Here is a 24,729-nt window from a genome sequence, read left to right as displayed (position 1 = left end):
GGCCAAGCCGCCCATCCCGGTTCATCCTCGATTTGTTTGCCGGAAAGCTAACGGCACTTCGGTGCCCGTTTCCGAAGGACGCCGCGGCGTCCTGAATTGCCATGCGACCGTGAACGGCGCGACGAATTTCGAATCCGCCAGCAACGGTGCAAGGATCACATCCAACCGTCGCACTGTAAACCCCTTCAAGGTCGAAATCTGCTGCACCGCACACTTGCCGCCCCCTGCAAAGCCTAGTAGAGCCTGAGCCTACGAGAAAAATTTTCGCGAAATTGCAGATAATGACCGGCAAAACCGCGCCGCGGCGCCTCAGCATCTTCGGCTCGACCGGCTCGATCGGCCAGAACACCCTCAATGTCGTCGATCACCTGGGCGGACGGAAGAATTTCGAAATCTCCGTGCTGACAGGCAACGGCAATGTCGAATTGCTGGCCCGGCAGGCGAAAGCCTCAGGCGCTGGGATGGCGGTGACGGCAAGCGACCGGCATTACCAATCGCTGAAAAGCGCGCTTTCCGGCAGCGGCATCGAAGTCGCATCCGGAAAATCCGGCCTGATGGAAGCGGCCGACCGCGAGGCCGACTGGGTGATGGCGGCGATCGTCGGCACCGCCGGCCTGGCGCCGACGCTGGCCGCAGCAAAGCGCGGCGCCGATATCGCCCTTGCCAACAAGGAATGCCTGGTCTCGGCCGGCGACCTGTTCATCGGCGCGATCCGCAAGGGCGGCGGCAGGCTGCTTCCTGTCGACAGCGAACACAATGCGATTTTCCAGGTGCTTGAGGAAAACCAGCGCCATGCCATCGAACGGGTCGTGCTGACGGCTTCGGGCGGGCCCTTCCGCACCGCCTCGCTGAAGGAAATGGCCGGCGTGACGGCGGAAACCGCACGCGCCCACCCGAACTGGTCGATGGGATTGAAGATCTCGATCGACAGCGCCTCGATGTTCAACAAGGCGCTGGAGATGATCGAAGCCCGTCATCTTTTCAGCCTCACGCCCGAGCAGATCGAGGTCATCATCCATCCGCAATCGATCATCCATTCGATGGTCGGCTATACCGACGGATCGGTGCTGGCCCAGCTCGGCGCCCCCGATATGCGCACCGCGATCGGTTATGCCCTGTCCTTTCCGCGCCGGCCGAACCTGCCGATCGAGCGGCTGGATTTTGCCAGGCTCGCCAGACTGGATTTCGAGGCGCCGGATGAGCTGCGGTTTCCGGCCTTGCGGCTCGCCCGCCTGGCGATGACGCGCGGCGGCGTTCAAGGCGCGGTGCTGAATGGCGCCAAGGAAGTGGCGCTCGAAGCCTTCATCGAAGGGCGGCTGCCGTTCCTGGCCATGGCCGAGATTACCGAAAGGGTCATGGACGATCTGGCCGGCCTGCCGCCGGCCGCCGAGATGGACGATGTCTTCGCCGCCGACCGGCAGGCCCGGCAAAGGGCCGCAGACCTCATGAAACTGGAAATCGCGGGCTGAAGCTTACCGCAGCCGGTTGCCGGCCTCATCGAACAACCGGCAATCCGACGGTTCGAACAGCAGGCCGACCTGCTCGCCCGCCGCGATGCTGATCGGTGAGCGGTGCTCGACGGTCAGCGACTGGCCGTCGGCGAGCTGGCAATAGAGATATTGCGTTCCGCCGAGATATTCCGAGAAATCGACTTTTGCCGTCAGGCTGCCCGCATGGTCGGATGCCACCTTCAGATGTTCCGGCCGCAGGCCAAGCGTCACCGCGCCTCCGGCCGGCCGGGCCGTGCTGACCAAGGCGGTTTCGATGCGAGAGCCGGCGACCTCGACCACGCCTCCCTCGCCCCAGCGGGCGTTCAAGAGGTTCATCCGGGGCGAGCCTATGAAGCCCGCCACGAAGGTATTGGCGGGATCTTCGTAGATCTGCCTTGGCGTTCCGGCCTGCTCGACGCGGCCGTCACGCAGCACGACGATCTTGTCGGCGAGCGTCATCGCCTCGGTCTGGTCGTGGGTGACATAGATCATCGTATTGCCGAGTTCGCGGTGCAGGCGGGCGATCTCGATGCGCATCGACACCCTGAGTTCCGCATCGAGATTGGACAGCGGCTCGTCGAACAGGAAGACATCGGGCTTGCGCACGATCGCCCGGCCGATCGCCACGCGCTGCCGCTGGCCGCCCGAAAGCTGCCCCGGCCGCCGGTCGAGAAGATGGTCGATCTTCAGGATGGCGGAGGCGGCCTTCACCCGGGTTTCGATCTCGGCCGGCTGGGTGCGCGCCATCTTCAGCCCGAAGGCCAGATTGTCACGCACGCTCATATGCGGATAGAGCGCATAGGACTGGAAGACCATGGCGATGCCGCGCTCGGAGGGATCGAGATCGGTGACCATGCGTCCCTTGATCTCGACCTCGCCGTCGGTCACGTCCTCGAGGCCGGCGATCATGCGAAGCAGCGTCGACTTTCCGCAGCCGGACGGGCCGACGAAGACGACGAATTCACCCTCTTCGATCGTCAGGTCGATCCCGTGGACCACCTGCAGATTGCCATAGCTTTTGCGCACGTCCTGGAGCACGACGCTCTTGTTAGCCATACCGTTCGTCATCCCCAAACGACCTACTTGTCCGACTGGACCCAGACGAGCATCTCTCCGGGCGCGCGGTTGTCCCAGAGATGATAGGGCACGAAACGCGCGGTGGCGACCTGCCTTTCGGCCGGCGCATTGCGGTAGAGCGGTGTTCCCCAGTTCGACGTCTCCTCGCGCTCGACCTTGAGATCAAGGGCGACGGCATCGTTGAGATCCTTCAGCACCACCGTTTCGGCGATCGGAAGCTCGCGGGGCAGGACGATGGCGTTGAGATCCTTGCCATTGTCGGTCGTTTCGACGCAATAGACCAGGGGCCCGCGCATCAGAGCGACGCGGCCGGCATCCTGGCGCACCTTAGGATTGGCATATTGCGGACGAAGCGCCAGCGGCAGGTGGAGGGCGACACGATCGCCGTCGGTCCATTGACGATCGATCCTGGCATATCCATCCCGGATATTGGCGGCGAGATCGAGCATCTCCCCGTTGACGCTGAGGGTGGCCCTTTCTGCCCAATCCGGAATGCGCAGCGACAGCGCGAATCTCGCCGGGGTCTTGAGCCTGGTCGTGAACGCCACCGCACCGTCCCAGGGATAGTTGGTGGTCTGCTGCAACTCGCCTTCGGCGCCGTTGGCAAGCTTCAGCCGCGCAGTGCTTTCGCCATAGAGATGCACCGCGATCTCGTCGTCGGCAACGGCATACATATAGGAGCCGATCGAGGTCACCAGCCGGGCGATATTCGGCGGGCAGCAGGGGCAATGGTGCCATTTCCAGCGATGATGCTTGCCCGCACTTTCGAGCGGATTGTCGTAGAAGAAGGTCTTGCCGTCGGTGGAAAGGCCGGGCAGCGCGCCGTTATAAAGCGCCTGCTCCATGATGTCGGCATAACGCCGGTCCGGGCCGCGCCCGAGCATGCGGCTTGCCCAGAAGACCAGGCCGACCGAGGCGCAGGTCTCGGCGTAGGCCGTGGCATTGGGCAGGTCGTAATAATCGGTGAAGCCCTCGTTGGAGGCGGCCGGGCCGATGCCGCCGGTGATGTACATCTGCTTGGTGGTCAGATCGTCCCATAGCGTTTCCAGCGCCGCCGTCAGGCTGTCGTCCTTATATTCGGTGGCGATATCGGCCATCCCCGAATAGAGATACATGGCGCGCACGGCATGGCCGACGACCTTGGTCTGCTCGCGCACCGGCTGATGCGCCTGGCCATACTCATAGGTCTTCTGATGGAAGTCGGCGGCGCTCCGGCCGTCGCGAGCGGCTTCCGCCGTGAAGAAGTGCGGCTCGGTGCCGCGCTCGTCGATGAAGAATTTCGACAGTTCGAGATATTTCTTCTGGCCGGTGACGCGGGCGAGCTTGACCAGCGCAAGCTCGACCTCCTCATGGCCGCAATAGCCGGGGAGCTGGCCTTCGCCATGGCCGAACATAGTGATCATGTAATCGGCAAAACGGCACATGATATCGAGCAGCTTGCGTTTGCCGGTCGCCTGGTAATAGGCGACCGCGGCTTCCATCAGATGGCCGGCGCAATAGAGCTCGTGATGGTCGCGCAGGTTGGTCCAGCGGCGGGCAGGCTCGACGCGCTGGAACCAGGCGTTGAGATAGCCGTCCTTATCCTGCAGTCTCTCATACATGTCGATGATCTCATCGGCGCGGGCCTCCAGCTTCGGGTTCGGCCGGCGATAGAGCGAATAGGCGATGGTCTCGATCGACTTGCCGAGATCGGAATCCCAGAACATCTGCGTCGTCCCGCCCCAGGGCTGAATGGGAATGACGACGCCGGGGCTCGGCTGGTCGACATCGATCGCCTTCAGCATGCCGGCCTCGACGCAGCGGTCGAGCAGGGTTTCGGCGGTGGAATTGCAGACGGCGTCCTGCCATTTGCCCCAGAAGCCGCCGAGCTCCACGTCGGGAACGGCGACGGGACGAAACTGGCGGTCGTTGCTTGATTTGGTCATGGGTTCGACTTTCCCTGTGGTTATTTCACCGCGCCGGCCATCAGCCCGCGCATGTAGTAGCGTTGCAGGAGCAGGAAGACGATCAGGCAAGGGATCGTCATGACGACAACACCGGCCTGCACCGCTCCCCAGTTGATGGCGCCGAGCCGCCCGGCGCGCACCGCCGTCATCAGCACCGGCAGGGTGTATTTCTCATTGCTGGAGAGCAGTACCAGGGCGGCGAGAAACTCGTTCCAGGCATTGAGGAAGGCAAAGATCGCCACCGTCGCCACGCCCGGCAGCACCAGCGGCAGCAAAACGCGGGCGAGAAGCCTGAGATCGCGGGCGCCGTCGATGCGGGCGGCCTCCTCGATTTCCTTCGGCACCGCATCGAAGGCGTTGCGCATCATGAAGACGGAGAAGGGCAACTGCAGCGTCACATAGACGAGCGTCAGCCCGATGAGCGAATTGTTGAGGCCGAGCTTTGCCAGGATGATGAAGAGCGGCGTCAGGATCGACTGGAACGGGATCATCAGCGTGGCGATGATCAGCACGAAGAGCGCATTCTTCATCGGGAAGCGATAGCGCGAGAAGCCGTAGCCGGCGAGCAGGCTGACGCCGACGGTCAGCACCACGGTGGCGACCGAGACGAACAGCGAATTGATCATGTGCCGCCAGATGCCGGCGCCGAACGTATCGAGCAGCGCATAGGCATCGAAGCTGACGCCCGATGTCGGCCATGGCGGCAGCGGCGGCAGGCTGGCTTCGGTCCCCTGGCGGAAGGAGGCGAGCAGCGTGATTGCAAACGGCGCCAGGAAGAAGATCGAGATGGCGATGCCGGTGAGATGATAGGCCGATTTCACGCGGAAGGCCTTGCGGGCGCGGCGTTCCCTCGAGGTGCTCATGGCCGCTCCTCCCCGACGCGCAGCAACCAGAGCTGCACGATGCTGATCGCCACCAGGATGGCGAGCAGCACGATCGACAGTGCCGCGCCATAACCGAGATTGAACGACACGAAGGACTGGTTGAAGATGTAATAGACCACCGAGATCATCTTGTTCTGCGGCCCGCCCGAGGTCATGATGTAGAACTGGTCGAAGGCGAGGATCGAGCCGGTGACGGAGACGATCAGCGCCAAAGCGATCGTCTTGCGCATCAGCGGCAGCGTCAGATGCCGGAAACGCTGCCAGCGGCCGGCGCCGTCGATGCGGGCGGCCTCCGTCAGTTCGGACGGGATGGCCTGCAGCCCGGTCAGAAGAATGATCATGGTGAAGCCGGCGATCTTCCAGACGACCATCACCACGATGGTCAGGAAGGCGGTGTCGAAGGTCGCCAGCAGATTGGGGCTCTTTTCGACAAGGCCGAGCGCCCTCAGGGCAGGGCCGATGAAGCCGCTATCGACATTGGCAAGCCAGACCCAGAGCAGCGAGGCGGTGGCGAGGCCGACGACGACCGGCAGGAAGATGACGGTGCGATAGGCGCTGACGAACTGCCGTTCCTTCTCGACGAAGATCGCCAGCGGAAAGGCGACGGCGAAGATGGCGATAGTGACGATCACCGTATAATAGGCGGTGAAATTCAGCGCCGTCACGAAGCGCGTGTCGTTGACCATGCGGTAATAATTGTTGAAGCCGATCCAGCGCGATGCTCCCATCAGCGGCCAGTTGTGCAGGCTCATCCATCCGGTGAACAGCACCGGCATGATGAAGAAGACGATGACCAGCGCCATGGCCGGGGCGATATAGGCAAGGCCGCGCCAATTCGATTGGCGCCGTCGCCTGCGCCGAGGCAATAGGGTCTCTGAACCGGAACCGGTCATCGAAACGCTCCGCATCTGTCGGTTGGGATTGGCCGGGAAGCTGCCACCGCTCCCCGGCCGCGGCCGGGGGAGAGTTACTGGCCGCTATCGATGATCGATTGCATTTCCGACTGGGCGCTCGAAAACGCGCCGTCGACATCGTCGCCGAAGATCGCAGCGTTGGTGAAGCTTGCCCACGGGCCGTTGGCGCTGTTGATCAGGTCGTTGAACTGCAGCGTATAGGGCGTCTTGGCGACACTGATCGCCTTGAGGCCGACCTGCATGCGCGGATCGAGACCTTCCAGCACCTTGTCGGCAATATCGCCGCGCGTCGGCAGGCTGCCGTATTTCGCCATGATCTTCTGGCCGTCCTCCGAATAGACATATTCGAGGAAGCCCTTCACCGCGTCGATCTTCTTCGTGCCCTTGGTGATGACAAAATTATCGCCGCCGGCAAAGGACGACGGCTTGCCGTCGACGCCCGGAATGAGGGTCACGCCGAAATTGATGTCGGGATGCTCGGTCACCAGCGTGCCGATGGCAAAGGCGCCGAGGCTCTGCTGGCCGATCTTGCCATTGGTGAAGGTCAGGAAGTTGGCGCCGGTGTCGCTGGCCGCCCCCGCCGGCACCAGGTCCTTCTTGACCATGTTGCGGTAGATGTCGACGGCCTTGCGCATCTGAGGCGTATCGAGCGTCGCCGTCTTGCTGTCGGCCGACAGGATATCGGCGCCGGCACCCCAGGTGAGCGGCGTGAAGGTGAAGATCATGCAGCCGCCACAGCCGCCGCCGGAGAAATAGAAGCCGTAGGTATCGTCACCGAGCGCCCGGATCTTCTCGGCATTGGCGGTGATTTCGTCCCAATTGGTCGGCGCCTTTTCCGGGTCGAGGCCGGCCTTCTTGTAGAGATCCTTGTTCCAGGCAAAGACCGATGTCTCCACCGAGAGCGGCAGGCCGTAAATCCTGTCCTGATAGGTGCCGAGGCGGACATGCGAAGGCGACAGCGAATTGAAATAGGGCAGCGATTTCGCCCAGTCCGTCAGATCCTCAAGCTGGCCGGCCGCGGCAAAGGCGGGATTATAGATCAGATCCATCGACAGGGCGTCGGGTGCCTGTCCGCCGGCGATCGCCGTTGCATATTTCTGCACCAGCTCGGAGAACGGCACCTCGGTCATCACGACCTTGTTCTCATGGCCGGCATTATAGGCTTCGACGACCTTCTTGAAGGCGTCGCCGATGCCCGAACGAACCCACATTTCGACATTTTCAGCCGCCGACGCAGCCGAAAACAGGCACAAGGTAGCGATGCTGGTCGCCGCCAAAAGACGCTTGATCATGACACTCCTCCCGATATGGCGCATCTCCCTGCGCCTTTGCTCATTCCCTAGATCTCATTCCCTTGATCATCCGAGGTTTTGCCCCCGCATGACTGCCGGACGATCAGCCGGCACGGCAATTTCCTCACTCCCGGCTCGACGGGCCGTCCTTCCGCAAGCGCCAGCACCGTCAATCCGGCCTGCCGCCCGAGCTCCTTCAACTCCATATCTACCGTCGTCAGCGGCGGCCGCGTCTGGGCCGCAACAATCTCCCAATTGTCGAAGCCGATCACGGAGACATCCTGCGGCACCTTGACGCCGCGCTCGCGCAGCGCATCGGCGGCACCGCGGGCGATCTGGTCGTTGCCGCAGAACAGCGCGTCGGGCTTTTCTCCCGGCCGCTTCCAAAGCTTCTCGACCGCCTCATGGCCCCAGCTTTCCGACCAGACGCCGTAAAGCACCGGCTCGCGGTGACCTGCCACCTCGTGATAGGCGCCGGCGCGTTCCCGCACCGAGAAGAAATCCTCCGGACCGGTGATATGGGCGATCCGCCGCCGTCCGATCTTGGCGAGCCATTCCACCGCCAGCCTCGCACCCTGCTCGTCGTCCGAACGAAAGGTCACGCTGTTCTGCGTCCCCTCGGTGAAGGCGTAGACGACAGGCACATGCAAATTCGACAGATCGACCGGCAGGCGCCTGTCCAGCCGCTTTCCCGTGGCGATGATGCCGTCGACCTGCTTGTCGAGCATCGCATCGACATGGATCTGGGCGAGCGCCGGATCGTCTTCGATGGCGCAGAGGAAGACCGAAACCCCATGGTCGACCAGCGCGTCCGAGATACCCGCCATCACAGGCAGGGTGAAACGGCCGTAAGTGTCGTTGGTCAAGAGACCGATGGTGAAGCTGCGCTTGCTGAGAAGACCTCTTGCCAGCGCATTCGGCCGATATCCGATTTCGCCGGCGATCCGCTTCACCCGCTCGCGGGTTTCCGCGCCCATCCGGCCGGTGTCGTTAAGCGCCTTCGACGCGGTCGATATGCTCACCGCGGCAGCCGCCGCCACCTCATGGATGGTGATCCTGCCTCTTTTTCCTCCCGATATGTTCAGACTATCCTCCTTCTGAAGTGGCTTGAGAAAAGCTTTTACCAACCGCTGTGTCAAGTGAGAAAAGGTTTTCCCATATAGTTCAGGCGTTGTCAGCGGGAGGACGGTCGGCGGCAAGGCCTAAATGCAGAGAAGGAGCCACGCGCATCGGCGGCATCGAGCGGCGCCGAGCGGATGATCGCGGAGTCAGGGCAAGAAGATTGGCCGGCCGCGGAGGCGCACGGCGGATCACCGTCAGGACCTCCGATGGAGGTCCTGAATGGCGCGGTCACCGAAAAATCAGGCGACGTGCCTGGCCAGCGCGCAGCGCGACCAGAGCGAATGGAGCGCCTCGACCAGATGGGCGATATCGGCATCCGAATGCAGCGGCGTCGGGGTGATGCGCAGCCGCTCGGTCTTCTTCGGCACGGTGGGATAGTTGATCGGCTGGACGTAGACGCCGCAATTGTCGAGCAGCAGGTCGGAGATCCACTTGCACTTGGCGGCATCGCCGACCAGCACCGGCACGATATGGCTTGGATTGGGCACATGCGGAATGCCGCTCTGATCGAGCAGCATCCGAAGCTTGCGCACCCGGTCCTGATGGCGGGCGCGCTCGAACTGGCTGACCTTCAGGTGCTGGATCGAGGCGACCGCACCGGCGGCAAGCGCCGGCGGCAGCGCCGTGGTGAAGATGAAGCCGGAGGCGAAGGAACGGATGAAATCGCAAAGGGCGGCCGACGCGGCGATATAGCCGCCCATCACGCCGAAAGCCTTGCCGAGCGTGCCTTCGATGACGGTCAGCCGGTCCATCAACCCCTCGCGCTCGGCAATGCCGCCGCCGCGCGGGCCGTACATGCCAACCGCATGCACTTCGTCGAGATAGGTCATCGCGCCGTATTTGTCGGCGAGGTCGCAGATTTCCTTGATCGGGGCGATGTCGCCATCCATCGAATAGACGCTCTCGAAGGCGATCAGCTTCGGCGCCTTGGGATCGGCGGCCGCAAGCTTGGCTTCGAGATCGGCGACGTCATTGTGCTTCCAGATCACCTTGCCGCACTTGGCATGGCGGATGCCTTCGATCATCGAGGCATGGTTCAGCGCGTCGGAGAAGATGACCAGGCCGGGGATCCTGGCGCCGAGCGTGCCGAGTGCTGCCCAGTTGGACACATAGCCCGAGGTGAAGATCAGTGCCGATTCCTTGGCGTGCAGATCGGCAAGCTCACGCTCGAGCATGACGTGGTAGTGGTTGGTGCCAGAAATATTCCGGGTGCCTCCCGCACCCGCGCCACAGTGGTCGATGGCGTTTTTCATCGCCTCGATCACCTTCGGGTTCTGGCCCATGCCGAGATAGTCGTTGGAGCACCAGACCGTGACTTCCTTTTCGCCATCGGCGGTATGGCGCGTTGCGCGCGGAAAATTGCCACGGTGGCGCTCGAGATCGGCAAAAACGCGGTAACGGCCCTCGGCGTGAAGCCCGTCCAGCTCGTTTTTGAAAAACGCTTCGAAATCCATCATCTGCTCCAGTATCGCGCGGCCGTTCTTGCCGACCGGACGTCCGCGCGTCAATGCTTACCCTTTGCTTTAACATCAACTGCGGCAAAAGGCCCAGTTTTTTGAATGATTCCAGATAAAAAAATACGCAAGCGCGGATCAACGAATCGATGCGGCAGAGACGCGTGAAATTGGCGAAAACCGTCCGGCGGCGACAATGTTCCATATTGCAAAAAAATGGGCACAAGAGTGGACAACCCTTTCTTCCGACATAGTTTTCGCACTAGCGTGGCAAAAAAAGACTAGGGACGGCCTATGCCCATCGGGCGACAACCCAGGAGAAAAGAGATGAAAAAAGCTGTCATACTCGCATTGATCGGCCTGTCGGTCGCAAGCTGCACGCCGACCCAGCAGGGAGCCGGTATCGGTGCTGCCTCAGGCGCCGTCATCGGCGGCGCGGTCACCGGCGATGTTCGCGGCGCAGCCGTCGGGGCCGCGATCGGCGGTGTGTCCGGCGCTCTCATCGGCAGCGTCGCCGAACAGCCCGGCCAGTGCTACTATCGCGACCGCTACGGCCGCCGCTACATCGACACCTGCCCGCGCTGAGGGCGGTTGCAAAATCGCAAAAACAGGAAATCCCGGACACAGCTCCGGGATTTTTTGTGCTAAATTAGCGCGCTGGCAATTTAAAATGGTACACCCCGCGCGATTTTGCCGCTAAGCTGTTCACGGCTGGGCAACGAAGCTTCATTGTAGACCGAACCAAAAGCGGCGTATGCGGATTAGAGGGACAGGCCCGAAAACAGGTACTGCGTATCGGCGAACAGGCACCATGATGGTGGTCGCAGCGGCAGCTGCGTTCTCACCGGTCCTGATCGGCGACGCTTACGCCTTCAAGCTTTTCGGCATCACCATTTTCGGCAAGGACGAGGACGAAACGCAGCAGGTGCCCGATCCGGTGCGCTATAGCGTCAACCTCAAAGCCGACACCGCCGATCCCGACCTCAAAGAAGCGCTGCAGAACAGTTCCCGGCTTGTGGGCGACCAGAAGCAGCCGGTGTCCGGCGATCTCGGCATCGTCGTCAAGGCCCGCGACGACCGCGAACGGCTGATCGCCACCCTGTATGAAAAGGCCCGGTATGGCGGCGTGGTGACGATCACCGTCGACGGCAAGAATATCGACGACCTGCCGCCCAATCCGAGCTTCGACCGATCCGGGCCGGTCCCCGTCACCGTCGACATCGCGCCCGGCCCGGTCTTCAAGGTCAGGGAGGTCCAGTTCGGCGGCGATGCCGCAAACCACAACCCCGCCGATTACGATCTGGCCCCCGGCGCCGAAGCCGGCTCGCTCGTCATCATCAAGGCCGGCGACAAGATCGTCGAGCAGCTGAAGAGCGAGGGCCGGCCCTTCGCCAAGCTGACCGAACGCAAGGTCGTCGCCGACCACAGGAGTGACACCGTCGATATCGTGCTTGCAGCCGAAGGCGGCCCGGTCGCTCCGATCGGCGATGTCGGCGTCACCGGCGAAAAGACCGTCAAACCCGGGTTCATCCAGCGCTATTCCCGGCTCGACAAGGGCGAAGCCTATTCTCCTGAGGCGCTGAAGAAGGCGGGCGAGCGGCTTCGCGCCCTCGGCGTCTTTTCGAGCGTCACCATTCACGAAGGCGATGCGCTGGCGCCGGATGGCACCTTGCCGATGACGATCGAGGTGTCCGAAGGCAAGCGGCGTTATTTCGGCGTCGGCGCCCAATATTCCACCACCGACGGCTTCGGGGTTCAGGGCTATTGGGGCCATCGCAACCTGTTCGGGGAAGCTGAAACGCTGCGGATCGAAGGATCGGTGTCGCGGCTTGGCGAAACCACCGATGTCGGCAGCCTCGACTATTCCGCCGGCATCCTCTTCACCAAGCCCGGCGCCTTCTTCCCCGCCGCCACACTGAAGGCCGGCATCGTCGCCAAGACCGAAAATCCGGATGCCTACAATGCGACGCTCGTCACCGCCTCGCTCGGCCTCTCCTACGAGCTGACCGACCGGGACACCGTCTCGGCGAGCGGCGAGGTCAGCTGGGAGCGCGACGACGACGCCTTCGGCACCAACGACTATCTGACCTTCACCATGCCGCTGCAATATGACCGCGACGCCCGCGACGACAAGTTCAATCCGACGGAGGGCTATCGCGCGACATTTTCGGCCAAGCCCGGCTACGAGATCTTCAATGCCACGCCCTATGCGGCCTTCCAGGGCTCGGTCTCCGGCTATCTGCCCTTCGGCGCCGAGGATCGCCTGGTGCTGGCCGGCAAGGTCGCCGCCGGGGTGCTGATCGGCGGCGGCGGCATCGAGAATATTCCGGCCACGCAGCGCTTCTTTGCCGGCGGCGGCGGCTCGGTGCGCGGATACAGCTATCAGGAAATCTCGCCCTATAACGACAATGGCGACCCGACCGGCGGCCGCTCCTATGTCACGGCTTCGCTGGAGGCCCGCATCAAGATCACCGATACGATCGGCATCGTGCCCTTCCTCGATGTCGGCACCGTATCGGACAGCACCTTTCCCGGTTTTTCCGATATCCGCGCCGGCGCCGGCGCCGGAATTCGATATGCCACACCTTTCGGCCCGCTGCGGCTTGATTTTGCCATGCCGCTGAACAAGTACGAAGATGGCACAGATTATGGAATCTACGCCGGCATCGGCCAATCCTTCTAGAATGGCCGGTGTCGATTTGTGAACCATCGTGAAAACGGGGTAGTGTCCGCGCCGATGCAAATGCTGGCAAAAATCGTCAACTGGTTCCTGCGGCTCACCGCCTATGGCGTGGGCGCCACCTTGATTCTTGCCGTCCTGGCACTGGCGATCTTCGGCTTCACCGCCTTTGGCGCCCGCATCGTCACCGAAAAGATAGCCTCGACGCTGTCCAACCGCGACATGACGATTACGGTGCGTGAACCGCAGGGTCTTTTGACCGGCGGGCTTCGCGCCGCCGAGATCTCGATCTCCGACACCAGGGGCGTCTTTGCGGAAATCCACGGCATCGCCATCGACTGGAACCCGCTGGCGCTGCTGACGGGAACCTTCCATGCCAAACGCTTCGAGATCGAAGCGATCGACGTGCTGCGCAAGCCGGTGCGCACCCTGCCCTCGCGGCCCGAAGCGGAAAGTTCCGGCGGCTTCAGCCTTCCGATCAAGGTCGATATCGACCGCGTCGCGCTTCCTGACATCAAACTGTCCGAACTCTTTGCCGGGCGCGCCTTCGCGCTCGCCGCCGAAGGCAGCCTGTCGGCGAACCGCGATGGCGGCGAAGCGATCGTCAATGTCAGCCGCCACGCGGTGCCCGATGCGCGGCTTGCCGCCGACATCGCCTATGCGCCGGCTGAAAACCGGCTGCAGCTGAAGGCGCAGCTTGCCGAACCGAAGGGTGGGCTGCTGGCAGGCTTTCTCGGCCTGCCGGACAGCCCCGCCGTCAATATCGATCTCGACGGCCAGGGACCGATATCCGACTGGAAAGGCAAAGCGCAGGCCGCGCTCGACGGACAGCAGCGCGCCGCAATCGAGGCCCGGCATCAGATCGGCGCCGACGGGCTGCACCACCTCGACCTCAAAGGTGGCGGCGACCTGAGCTCGCTGCTTCCTTCGGCATTCCGGCCGCTTTTCTCAGGCCAGACCAATATCGATCTTGCCACCACTTTCGATAACCGCGGCAAGATCGACATCCAGACCGGCAATATTGCCACCGGCAGCGTCGTCATCGCCGCCTCGGGCACCCTCGATCCGGCCGGCAACAACAGCCTGAACGCCAACCTGCTCGGCACATCGGGACCTGTCGATTTTCGCTGGCCGCTCGCCGAAGGCGAGGCGCGCTTCCTGATATCAGGTCTCAACCTGGCGCTGACGGGCGATGCCCAGGCGGCCCGACTGAATGTCAGCGGCTCGCTCGACACCGCGACCCTGCCGCAGGCCGATATAGGCAATGTCAAGCTGACGGCAAAGAGCGACGCCTTCAATCTCGCCGCCCGTTCCGGCAGCGTCCAGCTGCGCCTCGTTGCCGGCGACATGACATTTGCGGAGCCGAACCTCAATCGCGCCGTCCAGGGCCCGGTCACGATCGCCTCGCCGCTGCAGATCACGCCCGGCAGCATCGGCTTCAACGGCACCACCGTCGAAAGCGCCAATATCAACGGCAGCCTCAACGGTTCCTACCGGCTGGCCGACCAGGCGCTGACGGGCAACGTCAAGCTCGCCGTCGCTCCGGCAGCCCTGCCGGCTGCGGTCTCGGGCAGGTTCGACGGACCGATCACGCTCGAAAGCCAGCTGGTCGGCACCATCCCGTCGAAACTCGCACTGTCCAACCTCGTCTTGAGCTCCGGCACGCTGGAGGCCGCCGGCAACGTCGCGCTCGACGGCTCGAAGGTGAATGCCGATCTTTCCGGCCGGCTGCCCGACATCGGCAAACTCATGACAGGCGCCCGCGGCGGGGTGGGTTATGCGTTGAGAGTGGGCGGCGAGCTGCCGGCGATCTCGGTGACGGCCAATCTCAAGGCCCCCAGCCTTGAAATGGCCGACCGTACGCTCGGCAATCTCAATATCGACCTGTCGGGTCTTGCCGATCCCAAAGCACCGCAAGGCAAGGTGGCCGCCACCGGCACGATCGACGGCCAGCCGATAAGCATCAATGGCGACATAAGCTCTGCGGACGGCAGGATGCGTATTCCGGCGCTGACCGCCGATATCGGCGGCAACCGGCTGACCGGCAATCTGGAATTCTCGCCCGCCTTGGAGCCGACGGGTGCGCTCACCTTCGATTTCCCCAATATCGGCCTGCTGGCGGCACTCGGCGGACAAAAGGCCGAGGGCGATCTCAAAGGGTCGCTCGGCGTCGCAAGCGATGGCGGCAAGATCGCGCTCAAGCTGCGTGCATCAGGCGCTTCGATCCGCCGCGATACGCTTGCTATCGTCAAGCCGGATATCGACGTCACGGTCAGCGATCTCTCCACTCTCGCGGCAAACGGCACTGTTAAGGCTGAGGAACTGAATGCGGGAGCAAACAAGCTTGCCGGCCTTGCGCTCGGTTTTACGAGACAGCAGAACCAGACCGACTTCGATCTCAATGCCGCCTATGACGGCAATCCGGTGCTGGCCGCCGGCAATATCGAGATGGCGGGCGGCGCGATCGACCTCAACCTCGATCGTTTCTCGGCAAGCCCGCGCAATATCCCGGTCGAACTCGCGGCACCGACGCAGGTCAAAATCGCTGGCGGCACCGCCAGCCTGACCGGGCTGACGCTGAAAACCGGCACCGGCTCGGTAAGCGTCACCGGATCGGCCGGCGAGACGCTGAAGCTTGATGCCGACATTCACGAACTGCCGGCAGCACTCGCCAACGGTTTCGTGCCGAACCTTTCGGCCGGCGGCACGATCTCCGGAAAGATTGCCGTGACCGGAACACCGGCCGCACCCGTCGCCGACTTCAAGCTCGACTGGAAGGATGCGACGACCGGCCAGACCAAGGGAGCCGGGCTGGCGCCGCTCGGCATCACCGCCGGCGGCAAATTCGCCGATAATAAGCTTGCTTTCGACACGACGATCAGCGGCGGTGACGGCCTGGCCCTCAGGGCCGCCGGCAATGTGGTACTCGCTGACCCGAAAGCGCCCGTGCTTGATATCAACGCCAATATCCTCAACCTGCCCGCCCGCATCGCCAATGGTTTCGTTCCCGATCTTGCCGCCGAAGGCGTTATAACCGGCAAACTCTCGGCGACTGGCCCCCTCTCCGCGCCGATCGCCGATTTCGATCTCGATTGGAAAAGTGCTGCGACCAGCCACACGAAACGGGCCGGCCTTGCTGATCTCGCGGTGAAGGCATCCGGTAAATTCGCCGACAGCAAGCTCGATTTCGACACGGCGATATCGGGCGCCGACCGCCTCTCGCTGAAGGCAAACGGCAATGTCGCCGTCACCGGCACGACGGTCAACAACGTCAAGGTCGACGCAACGCTCAGCAATATCCCGGCGGGCATCGCAAACAGCTTCGTCGCCGATCTCGCCGCCGAAGGCGCGATCTCCGGAACGGTCTCGGCCGCAGGCTCGCTTGCCACTCCGACCGCCAATTTCGACCTTGCTTGGAAAGGTGCTGCGACCAGCCACACGAAGCGTGCCGGGCTTGCCGCTCTCGGCCTGGCCGCATCGGGAAAATTTGCCGACAACAAGCTCGAGTTCACCGCGGCGGCCAGCGGCGGCGAAGGCCTCTCGCTGAAGAGCACCGGCAATGTCGCCCTCGCCGGCACGACGGTCGAAAACATCAAGGTCGATGCCGAGATCGCCAGGATTCCGGCCAGCCTCGCAAATGCCTTCGTCCCGGATCTGGCGGCCGGCGGCACGATATCGGGCACGCTGTCGGCCGCCGGCACCCCCGCCGCACCGAATGCCGACTTCAAGCTCGCCTGGACCGATGCCGCGACCAGCCACACCAGAAGCACCCGCCTCTCGGGACTGGCGCTTGCCGCGTCGGGTCATTTCGCCGACAACCGGCTCGATTTCGATGCCGATCTTGGTGGCAAGGACGGCCTCTCGCTGAAAGCCAAGGGCAATGTCGCCACATCGGGCACGTCGGTCCGCAACCTTGACGTCAAGGCCGATCTTGCCAACCTGCCGGCAGCCTTGGCCAACGGCTTCGTCCCCGGTCTTGCCGCCGAGGGTACGGTATCGGGAACGGCATCGGCCTCCGGCGCCCTGCCCAAACCCGCCGTCGATTTCAAGCTCGATTGGAAAAACGCCGCAACCGCTCAGACCAAAAGCAGCGGCCTTTCCGGCCTGAGTGCGACGGCATCCGGAAAATACGCCAATGACAGGGTCGACTTCGATGCCAACCTTGCCGGCAAGGACGGGGTGCTGGCCAAGGCGACCGGCGGCGTCACCATCGCCGGAACGGCCATCCGCGATCTTTCGATCAATGCCGATATTCCCGCCCTTCCGGCCAATATCGCCAATGCCTTCGTGCCCGGCCTCGGTGCCGAAGGCACAGTTTCGGCCAACGCCGTCACGTCGGGAACGCCTGAAAAACCGATCGTCGATTTCAAGCTGGACTGGAAGGATGCCGCAACCAGCCACACCAAGGCTGCCGGCCTCTCCCGCCTGGCACTGGCGGCGACGGGAAAATACGCCGGTGACCGGCTCGATTTCGATGCCGATCTCAGCGGCAGCGGCGGCATTGCGCTGAAAGCCGCCGGCAATCTTTCGATCGCCGGCACCTCGATCCGCGCGGTCGATGTCACGGCGAATGCCACCAATGTCCCGGCCGGCATCGCCAACGGCTTTGTGCCCGGTCTAGGCGCCGAAGGTGCGGTCACCGCGACCGCAAAGGCCGCCGGCGCGCTATCGGCGCCCTCGGTCGATTTCAAGGTCGACTGGAAGAACGCAGCGACGAGCCAGACAAAAGGCGCCGGCCTTTCGCCGTTCACCATCGGCGCATCAGGCAAACTTGCCGGCGACCGGCTGACGATCGACACCAGCCTTGCCGGCGACGCCGGCATGTCGCTGAAGGGCGGCGGCAGCGTCGTGATCACAGGCAATCGCGCCCTCGACATGCGCTTCAACGGCAATCTGCCTTTCGCCGTGCTCGGCGCACCACTGGCGCAGCAGGGCCTCGTCGCCGACGGCGTCGCCACCGTCAACCTGCAGATCGGCGGAACGGCCGCGGCACCTGTTATCAACGGCACCGTCTCGACATCAGGCGCAAAGCTCGTCGACGTCCGGCGCAATCTCGCCGTCAACGATCTCGCGGCAACCGTGAGCTTCAACGGCAGCCAAGCCGTGATCTCGCGCCTCAGCGGCAACCTTGGCGGCGGCGGCACGATTTCGGCAAGCGGCACCATCGGCATACAGCCGGCCGGCGGTTTTCCCGCCGATCTTTCGATCAAGCTGGATAAGGCGGTCTATGTCGATGGAACCCTCGTCGTCTCCACCGTCAACGGCACGCTCGGCCTGCGCGGGCCGATCATGAATTCGACGCTGAGCGGCAAGCTTCGGCTGGACAAGACCTCGATCACCGTCCCGGAAAAATTGCCGACCTCGCTCAGGGAAATCGACATCCGCCATAAGAATGCGCCGCGCGCGGTGCTGGCGCAGCTGCGCGACGACGGCGAGCAGAAACCCGCCGAGAAATCCTCCACGATCACCCTCGATCTGGAAATCGACGCCCCCTCGCATATCTTCGCACGCGGCCGCGGCATCGATGCCGAGCTTGGCGGCAAGGTGACGATCCGCGGAACGGCGGCGGCGCCGATCGTCACCGGCGGTTTCACCATGCGCCGCGGCCGGCTGACCATTCTCAACCGCCGCCTGGATTTCACCGACAAGAGCCGGATCACCTTTGCCGGCGACCTGACGCCGGCGCTCGATATGGAAGCGACCTCGACCTCCGGCTCGACGACGCTGACCGTCGATGTCGCGGGCCTTGCCACTGACCCGGCAATCACCTTTTCCTCCTCGCCGCAGCTGCCGCAGGACGAGGTGCTGGCGCAGCTGATCTTCGGCCAGTCGATGTCGAAACTCTCGCCGGTGCAAATCGCCCAGCTGGCCGACGCCGTCAGCCAGCTGGCCGGCAACCGCTCGACCTCGCTATTCGAAGGCCTGCGCAATCAGCTCGGCGTCGACGATCTCGACATCAGCACCGATTCCAAGGGCCAGACCAGCGTCAGCGTCGGCCGCTATCTCAACGACCGCACCTATTTCGAATTGCAGCAGGGCGGCGCGGCCGGCGCCAAGGCGATCATCAACCTCGACGTCGGCCGCGGCGTCAAACTGCGCGGTGCTGCCGGCGGCAATGGTGCCGGCGAAGCGGGTATTGTCTACGAACGGGAATATTGAGCCGGCTTATCGTCTGCGGCTGCCCCTCACCCTAACCCTCTCCCCGTAAACGGGGCGAGGGGACGTGCCATGCGAAAGGTAGGAGAAGAGACGGGAGGTTGCGGCTATTCCACCTTCGCCCCGCGTGCGGGGCGAAGGTGCCGGCAGGCGGATGAGGCGCCGGCTTCGCCGATTTCCTAGGCGGGTGTCGCGTTGCTAAAAACCCGTCTTGCTCGTCTTCAGCAGAATATTGCTCTCCGTCGAATTGATCCCGTTGATCAGCCGGATGCGGCGCAGCGTTTCGTCGAAGGCCGCAAGATCGCGATCCTCGAGTTCGGCGACGAAATCCCATTTGCCGTTGGTGCTATGAAGGGCGCGCACCTGCGGCAGGCCGCGCAGCTGGTCGGCCACCCGGTCGGCGAGTTTGCCGAGCACCTCGATCATGACGATGGCGCGCACGCCGGCCGACCGCGTCTCATGACCGGTGCGGATGGTGAAGCCGACGATGGTGCCGGCGGCGACCAGCCGGTCGATCCGCGCGGCAACCGTTGCCCGCGAGGCGCCCGTCATCGCCGCGAGCGAGGAGACGGAAATCCGGGCATTATGGCGAAGGGCACTCAGAAGCTCGGTATCGAGATCGTCCACGCTGATCACTTTGTCAAATTAGGTTTATCATTTTGCGCAATCATAATCCATTTCTGACACTTTTCCATCTTTTTGCCGTCAGCCCTTTATCCCACTATCGGCCGAAACAGGCCTAACCGCGGAGCCCTCGAATGAATGCCCAATCGCGATCTGTCACCCTCATCGGCGCACCGCTGGAAGAAGGCTCCGGCCGCAGGGGCGCTGCCATGGGACCCGCGGCGCTGCGTATCGCCGGCGTCGACCAGACGCTGATCGAGCTCGGCCATGACGTCGCCGATCTCGGCGATCTCAGGATCGTGCCGGCGATGGACCTGCCGAATCATCCGAAGGCTCATAATCTCCGAATCGTCGGCGCCTTCACCCGTGCGCTCGAAAGCAGCGTCTACGACGTCGCCGCTTCCGGCCGTTTCCCGCTGATTCTCGGCGGCGACCACAGCCTGTCCATGGGCAGCGTCTCCGGCATGGCGCGATATGCCGCCGGCAAAGGCCGGCCGCTTTTCGTGCTCTGGCTCGATGCCCATGCCGATTTCAACTCTCCCGCCACCTCGCCCTCCGGCAATATCCACGGCATGCCCGTCGCCTTCTTCTGCGGCGAGGCGGAGTTTGCCGAGATTCTGCCGAAAGACCGTCCCTTCGTCGACCCGAAACATGTCTTTCAAGTCGGCATCCGTTCGGTCGATGCGCGTGAGCGCGAGGAAATCCACGAACACGGCGTCAACGTCTTCGATATGCGGGCGATCGACGAGCAGGGCATCGGCGCCATCATGCGTGAGATCCTCGAGGCCGTCGCCAAGGCCAACGGCCTGCTGCATGTCAGCCTTGATCTTGATTTCCTCGATCCCGACATTGCGCCGGGCGTCGGCACCACGGTACCCGGCGGCGCAACCTTCCGCGAGGCGCATCTGGTGATGGAAATGCTGTCCGACAGCGGCCTCGTTTCGTCGCTCGATCTCGTCGAACTCAATCCGTTTCTCGACGATCGCGGCAAGAGCGCCCGCGTCCTGGTGGAGTTGACGGCAAGCCTCTTCGGCCGCCGCATCTTCGATCGCCCAACCCGCGCCGCATAAAGGCACGCGCTGCAAAAGAGGGAAGAACCATGACCACCTCGGAAAAACTGATCGCCACCGAACAGCGGCTCGGCGCCAACAACTACAAGCCGCTCGACGTGGTGCTGACGCGTGGCGAAGGTGTTCATGTCTGGGATACCGACGGCAATCGTTATCTCGATTGCCTCTCGGCCTATTCGGCCGTCAACCAGGGCCATTGTCATCCGAGGATTCTTGCCGCCATGGTCGAGCAGGCGGGCAGGCTGACGCTCACCTCCCGCGCCTTCCGCAACGACCAGCTCGCCTATCTCTATGAAGAGCTTGCGGCGCTGACCGGCTCGCATAAGATCCTGCCGATGAACTCAGGCGCCGAAGCCGTGGAGACCGCCATCAAGGCGGTGCGCAAATGGGGATACGAGGTCAAGGGCGTGCCGGAAGGCCAAGCGGAGATCATCGTCTGCGCCGATAATTTCCATGGCCGGACGCTGAGCATCATCAGTTTCTCCACCGATCCCGACGCCCGCACCGGCTTCGGCCCCTACACGCCGGGCTTTCGAACCATTCCCTTCGGTGATGCTGAAGCGTTCGAGGCGGCCATCAACGGCAATACGGTCGCCGCGCTGATCGAGCCGATCCAGGGCGAAGCCGGCGTCATCATCCCGCCGGCCGGTTATTTTACCCGCATCCGCGAGCTTTGCACTGATAACAACGTCACCCTCATCCTCGACGAGATCCAGACCGGTCTCGGCCGCACCGGCAAGCTGCTGGCGGAGGAACATGAAGGCATCGAGGCCGATGTGACGCTGATCGGCAAGGCGCTGTCCGGCGGCTTCTATCCGGTGTCCGCCGTGTTATCGAATTCCGAGGTACTGGGGGTACTGAAGCCCGGCCAGCACGGCTCTACCTTCGGCGGCAACCCGCTTGCCTGCGCGGTGGCGCGCACCGCGCTGAAGGTGCTGACGGAAGAGGGCATGATCGAGAACGCCGCTGCTATGGGCGACTATTTTCTCGAAGGCCTGAGGTCGATCCGCTCGAACATCGTCAGGGACGTGCGCGGCCGCGGCCTGATGATGGCGATCGAGCTGGAGCCCGAAGCCGGCGGCGCGCGGCAATATTGCCATGCGCTGAAGGAACGCGGCCTGCTCGCCAAGGATACGCACGACCATACGATTCGCCTCGCCCCACCACTGGTCATCACCAGGGAACAGGTGGATTGGGCGGTCTCGCAGATCGAAAAGACCATAGGCTGACGTAAATAGGGGCTGAAAACCTTCGCAATCCCGCTCCCGATTTAGATTTGGGCAACACTCTTTCGCTAATGTCGTCGTAACCGTAACGATGCTGGGCCGAGCGCAAAGCCATCGCGTGGTGTGAAGGCAAAGCTCGTCCGCGCCAATGGTGGCGCGCCCGCTTCTGCCCTGGCTTACGACAGTTGGGAAGAATTCTATGACCACGATCAATTCCACTAGCTTCAGCGGCGATACGCTCGAGATCATTGCCTTCCGCCTGCATGATCAGGAATTCTGCGTCAAGACCACGACCATCCGCGAAATTCGCGGCTGGGCGCCGTCGACGCCGATCCCGCATGCGCCGGCCGATGTCATCGGCGTCATGAACCTGCGCGGCTCGGTGATCCCGATCATCGATCTTGCCTATAAGCTCGGCATGAAGAGCACCGTCGCCAACGAACGCAGCGCCATTGTCGTCGCCGAAGTTCACAGCATGGTCATCGGCATGCTCGTCGACCGCGTCTCGGATATTCTCACCATCTCCTCCAGCCAGGTCCAGCCGGTGCCCGAAGTGACAGCCTCCTTCGACCGCGCCTATTGCGAAGGCATCATCGCTTCGGAAAATGGCATGATCTGCTTCCTGAACCTCGCCAAGATGTTCAAGGAAAACGAGACAGATGAACTGGCGGCCTGATCGCCATCAAGACAATTTGAAGAGTTAGACCGTCCGTCCCGGGCGGTTTTTTTGCGCGTCTCAGGTAAATCGCCGCGTTCATCCGCATCACATCATATTATTAGCAATAGCTTTTATACGCTAAATTAACCACGCTCCCTCAGTATGGTCGAGAAGCATACGGATGATAAGTCTCCGGTACAGAGGAGTGATAACCGGAGACCGGTTGTCCCCTGCACCGGCATACCTCGCCAGCCCCTTCGCTTCTCCAGCCGAAACAGCGCAAGCTGTGCATCTCAAAGGGACAAGAATGTTTGGTCTAGCCTCCGATTCGAATTACATTCTTGACGCCATCTCCAAGTCGCAGGCGATCATCGAATTCGATCTCAACGGCAATATTCTCACGGCGAACGAGAATTTCTGCAAGGCGCTTGGTTATCGCCTCAACGAGATCGTCGGCAAGCACCACAGCATGTTCTGCGAGCCGGCCTATGCGGCGACGCCCGAATATCGCGCCTTCTGGGCGCGGCTCGGACACGGCGAATATGACGCCGGCGCCTATAAGCGCTTCGCCAAAGGCAACAGGGAAATATGGATCCAGGCGTCCTATAATCCCGTTTCCAAAGGCGGAAAGCCGTTCAAGGTGGTGAAATTCGCCGCCGACATCACAGCCGCGAAGAAGCAGGCGGTCGAGGATTCCGGTAAGCTTGAGGCGATCTCGCGCTCGCAGGCGGTGATCGAATTTACCCCAAAGGGCGAGATCCTGACCGCGAACGAGAATTTCTGCCAGGCCATGGGATATTCGCTGGCCGAAATCGCCGGCAAACATCACAGCATGTTCTGCGACCCGGCCCACACCCGCACCGAGGAATACAGCAGCTTCTGGCAGCGTCTTGGCAATGGCGAATTCATTGCCAACGAATTCGTCCGCTTCGGCAAAGGTGGCCGCGAAATCTGGATCCAGGCGGCTTATAATCCGATCGTCGATGCCGACGGCAAAGTCTACAAAGTCGTGAAGTTCGCAACCGACGTCACCCAGCGGATGAGCGCGATTTCCCAGCTCGGCGGCGCGCTGCGCCAGCTTTCCGAAGGTGATCTGACGAGGACGGTGGACACGCCCTTCGTCCCCTCGATGGAGCAGTTGCGCCACGATTTCAACACCGCGGTCAAAGGTCTTGCCGATACGATGAAGACGATCGGCGAGAATGCCATTGCGATCGCCGCCGGTTCGAGCCAGATCGGCACATCGGCGGATTCCTTTTCCAAGCGGACGGAACAGCAAGCCGCATCGATCGAGGAGACCGCAGCCGCGCTGGAGGAAATCACTACCACCGTCAACGATTCCAGTAGCCGCGCCGATGAGGCGGGACGCCTTGTCGCCGTGACCAAGCAGGGCGCAGAGCAGTCGGGCGTGGTGGTTCGCAACGCCGTCGCCGCCATGGACCAGATCGAGCAGTCCTCGCGCGAAATCACCAATATCATCGGTGTCATCGACGATATCGCTTTCCAGACCAATCTCCTGGCGCTGAATGCCGGCGTCGAAGCCGCCCGCGCCGGCGAAGCCGGCAAGGGCTTTGCGGTGGTAGCCCAGGAAGTCCGCGAACTCGCCCAGCGCTCCGCCAAGGCGGCCAAGGAGATCAAGGCGCTGATCAATACGTCGAGCGACCTCGTCAAGAACGGTGTCGGCCTCGTCGGCCAGACCGGTAAGGCGCTCGAGGAGATCGTCACCCAGGTCGGCGATATCAACGGCAACGTCGTTGCCATCGTCGAAGTCTCACGGGAACAGGCAACCGGGCTCAAGGAAATCAACCAGGCGGTCAATTCGCTCGACCAGGCAACCCAGCAGAATGCCGCCATGGTCGAGGAGAGCACCGCCGCCAGCCACAGCCTGGCAAAGGAAGCCGAAACGCTGCGGGTCCTGCTGGCACGATTCCGCCTGCCCGGTCAGACCCGGACCCAGGCCGGGCCTCAGACCGCCGGCAGGCTGGAAGCACGACAGACAGGCTCGCCGGCGCTGCATCTCGTTTCCCGTCTCGCCAAAGCGCACGGCGCTGCCGCTGCAACGGCGCAGAGCTGGGAAGAGTTCTGAGCCACGCCCCATAGCTCGCGATTGTTTCTGCGTAGAGCGAGGAAGAAGCG

General features: G+C 62.9%; 17 protein-coding genes. 8 read left to right on the top strand and 9 right to left on the bottom strand.

What is annotated here, in order from left to right; translation table 11 throughout:
• Window positions 1–278 precede the first annotated feature (278 nt).
• On the top strand, window positions 279–1,469 hold the full coding sequence (dxr, locus tag QMO80_RS14825; protein WP_283200194.1) for a 1-deoxy-D-xylulose-5-phosphate reductoisomerase: 1,191 nt from the start codon (window positions 279–281) through the stop codon (window positions 1,467–1,469).
• A gap of 3 nt (window positions 1,470–1,472) precedes the next feature.
• Here dxr and QMO80_RS14820 read toward each other — a convergent pair whose 3' ends face one another.
• From QMO80_RS14820 to QMO80_RS14785, 8 genes are all read right to left on the bottom strand, one after another.
• Window positions 1,473–2,558, bottom strand: a complete 1,086-nt coding sequence (locus tag QMO80_RS14820; RefSeq protein WP_283197242.1) for an ABC transporter ATP-binding protein — start codon at window positions 2,556–2,558, stop codon at window positions 1,473–1,475.
• 11 nt (window positions 2,559–2,569) lie between these two features.
• Window positions 2,570–4,492, bottom strand: coding sequence for a glycoside hydrolase family 127 protein (locus tag QMO80_RS14815; RefSeq protein WP_283197241.1), 1,923 nt, complete (start codon window positions 4,490–4,492; stop codon window positions 2,570–2,572).
• A 20-nt stretch (window positions 4,493–4,512) separates the two neighbouring features.
• Window positions 4,513–5,376 (bottom strand): carbohydrate ABC transporter permease, encoded by an 864-nt coding sequence (locus QMO80_RS14810; protein WP_283197240.1) that lies wholly within the window; start codon window positions 5,374–5,376, stop codon window positions 4,513–4,515.
• Window positions 5,373–6,290, bottom strand: a complete 918-nt coding sequence (locus QMO80_RS14805; RefSeq protein ID WP_283197239.1) for a carbohydrate ABC transporter permease — start codon at window positions 6,288–6,290, stop codon at window positions 5,373–5,375. The genes QMO80_RS14810 and QMO80_RS14805 overlap by 4 nt, the downstream gene beginning before the upstream one ends.
• Before the next feature lie 74 nt (window positions 6,291–6,364).
• The gene (locus tag QMO80_RS14800) at window positions 6,365–7,603 is read right to left on the bottom strand and encodes a sugar ABC transporter substrate-binding protein (protein WP_283197238.1); all 1,239 of its coding nucleotides are present in this window, start codon (window positions 7,601–7,603) and stop codon (window positions 6,365–6,367) included.
• A 47-nt stretch (window positions 7,604–7,650) separates the two neighbouring features.
• Window positions 7,651–8,643 (bottom strand): LacI family DNA-binding transcriptional regulator, encoded by a 993-nt coding sequence (locus QMO80_RS14795; protein WP_283200193.1) that lies wholly within the window; start codon window positions 8,641–8,643, stop codon window positions 7,651–7,653.
• Window positions 8,644–8,964: 321 nt separating this feature from the next.
• Window positions 8,965–10,179, bottom strand: a complete 1,215-nt coding sequence (gene hemA, locus QMO80_RS14790; protein WP_283200192.1) for a 5-aminolevulinate synthase — start codon at window positions 10,177–10,179, stop codon at window positions 8,965–8,967.
• A gap of 50 nt (window positions 10,180–10,229) precedes the next feature.
• A complete protein-coding gene (locus QMO80_RS14785; RefSeq protein WP_283197237.1) occupies window positions 10,230–10,415 on the bottom strand; it encodes a hypothetical protein in 186 nt (61 codons plus the stop codon).
• 91 nt (window positions 10,416–10,506) lie between these two features.
• Here QMO80_RS14785 and QMO80_RS14780 point away from each other — a divergent pair, with 91 nt between their 5' ends.
• The 3 genes from QMO80_RS14780 (at window position 10,507) to QMO80_RS14770 (ending at window position 19,018) form a co-directional block, all read left to right on the top strand.
• On the top strand, window positions 10,507–10,764 hold the full coding sequence (locus tag QMO80_RS14780; protein WP_064840936.1) for a YMGG-like glycine zipper-containing protein: 258 nt from the start codon (window positions 10,507–10,509) through the stop codon (window positions 10,762–10,764).
• A 169-nt stretch (window positions 10,765–10,933) separates the two neighbouring features.
• Window positions 10,934–12,862, top strand: a complete 1,929-nt coding sequence (locus QMO80_RS14775) for an autotransporter assembly complex family protein (protein WP_283197236.1) — start codon at window positions 10,934–10,936, stop codon at window positions 12,860–12,862.
• A 54-nt stretch (window positions 12,863–12,916) separates the two neighbouring features.
• Window positions 12,917–19,018: a translocation/assembly module TamB domain-containing protein gene (locus tag QMO80_RS14770; protein WP_283200191.1), complete on the top strand. Its 6,102-nt coding sequence runs from the start codon at window positions 12,917–12,919 to the stop codon at window positions 19,016–19,018.
• Window positions 19,019–19,213: 195 nt separating this feature from the next.
• On the opposite strand, the gene QMO80_RS14765 is transcribed toward QMO80_RS14770, so the two are convergent.
• Window positions 19,214–19,651, bottom strand: a complete 438-nt coding sequence (locus QMO80_RS14765; protein WP_172599238.1) for an Lrp/AsnC family transcriptional regulator — start codon at window positions 19,649–19,651, stop codon at window positions 19,214–19,216.
• Between the two features lie 122 nt (window positions 19,652–19,773).
• Here QMO80_RS14765 and rocF point away from each other — a divergent pair, with 122 nt between their 5' ends.
• The 4 genes from rocF to QMO80_RS14745 all read left to right on the top strand — a co-directional run bounded on the left by rocF (window position 19,774) and on the right by QMO80_RS14745 (window position 24,679).
• Complete coding sequence (gene rocF, locus QMO80_RS14760) at window positions 19,774–20,709, top strand: arginase (RefSeq protein WP_088936545.1); 936 nt, start codon at window positions 19,774–19,776, stop codon at window positions 20,707–20,709.
• Window positions 20,710–20,738: 29 nt separating this feature from the next.
• Window positions 20,739–21,938, top strand: a complete 1,200-nt coding sequence (gene rocD / locus QMO80_RS14755) for an ornithine--oxo-acid transaminase (RefSeq protein ID WP_283197235.1) — start codon at window positions 20,739–20,741, stop codon at window positions 21,936–21,938.
• A 196-nt stretch (window positions 21,939–22,134) separates the two neighbouring features.
• Window positions 22,135–22,611 (top strand): chemotaxis protein CheW, encoded by a 477-nt coding sequence (locus QMO80_RS14750; RefSeq protein ID WP_003567163.1) that lies wholly within the window; start codon window positions 22,135–22,137, stop codon window positions 22,609–22,611.
• Window positions 22,612–22,900: 289 nt separating this feature from the next.
• Window positions 22,901–24,679: a PAS domain-containing methyl-accepting chemotaxis protein gene (locus QMO80_RS14745; RefSeq protein WP_283197234.1), complete on the top strand. Its 1,779-nt coding sequence runs from the start codon at window positions 22,901–22,903 to the stop codon at window positions 24,677–24,679.
• Window positions 24,680–24,729: the final 50 nt, after the last annotated feature.

It is taken from the genome of Rhizobium sp. BT03, assembly GCF_030053155.1.
In the GTDB taxonomy this organism is placed as follows: Bacteria; Pseudomonadota; Alphaproteobacteria; order Rhizobiales; family Rhizobiaceae; genus Rhizobium.
The sequence above is the reverse complement of the archived record's forward strand: the minus strand, read 5'-3'. Positions and strand labels throughout refer to the sequence as shown.

Bases quoted from the DNA above. Each gene is read 5' to 3' on its own strand.
- QMO80_RS14820 (WP_283197242.1), bottom strand. From the start codon at position 2,558: ATGACGAACGGTATGGCTAACAAGAGCGTCGTGCTCCAGGACGTGCGC.
- QMO80_RS14815 (WP_283197241.1), bottom strand. From the start codon at position 4,492: ATGACCAAATCAAGCAACGACCGCCAGTTTCGTCCCGTCGCCGTTCCC.
- QMO80_RS14810 (WP_283197240.1), bottom strand. From the start codon at position 5,376: ATGAGCACCTCGAGGGAACGCCGCGCCCGCAAGGCCTTCCGCGTGAAA.
- QMO80_RS14805 (WP_283197239.1), bottom strand. From the start codon at position 6,290: ATGACCGGTTCCGGTTCAGAGACCCTATTGCCTCGGCGCAGGCGACGG.
- QMO80_RS14800 (WP_283197238.1), bottom strand. From the start codon at position 7,603: ATGATCAAGCGTCTTTTGGCGGCGACCAGCATCGCTACCTTGTGCCTG.
- hemA (WP_283200192.1), bottom strand. From the start codon at position 10,179: ATGGATTTCGAAGCGTTTTTCAAAAACGAGCTGGACGGGCTTCACGCC.
- QMO80_RS14780 (WP_064840936.1), top strand. From the start codon at position 10,507: ATGAAAAAAGCTGTCATACTCGCATTGATCGGCCTGTCGGTCGCAAGC.
- QMO80_RS14775 (WP_283197236.1), top strand. From the start codon at position 10,934: ATGCGGATTAGAGGGACAGGCCCGAAAACAGGTACTGCGTATCGGCGA.
- QMO80_RS14770 (WP_283200191.1), top strand. From the start codon at position 12,917: ATGCAAATGCTGGCAAAAATCGTCAACTGGTTCCTGCGGCTCACCGCC.
- rocF (WP_088936545.1), top strand. From the start codon at position 19,774: ATGAATGCCCAATCGCGATCTGTCACCCTCATCGGCGCACCGCTGGAA.
- rocD (WP_283197235.1), top strand. From the start codon at position 20,739: ATGACCACCTCGGAAAAACTGATCGCCACCGAACAGCGGCTCGGCGCC.
- QMO80_RS14750 (WP_003567163.1), top strand. From the start codon at position 22,135: ATGACCACGATCAATTCCACTAGCTTCAGCGGCGATACGCTCGAGATC.
- QMO80_RS14745 (WP_283197234.1), top strand. From the start codon at position 22,901: ATGTTTGGTCTAGCCTCCGATTCGAATTACATTCTTGACGCCATCTCC.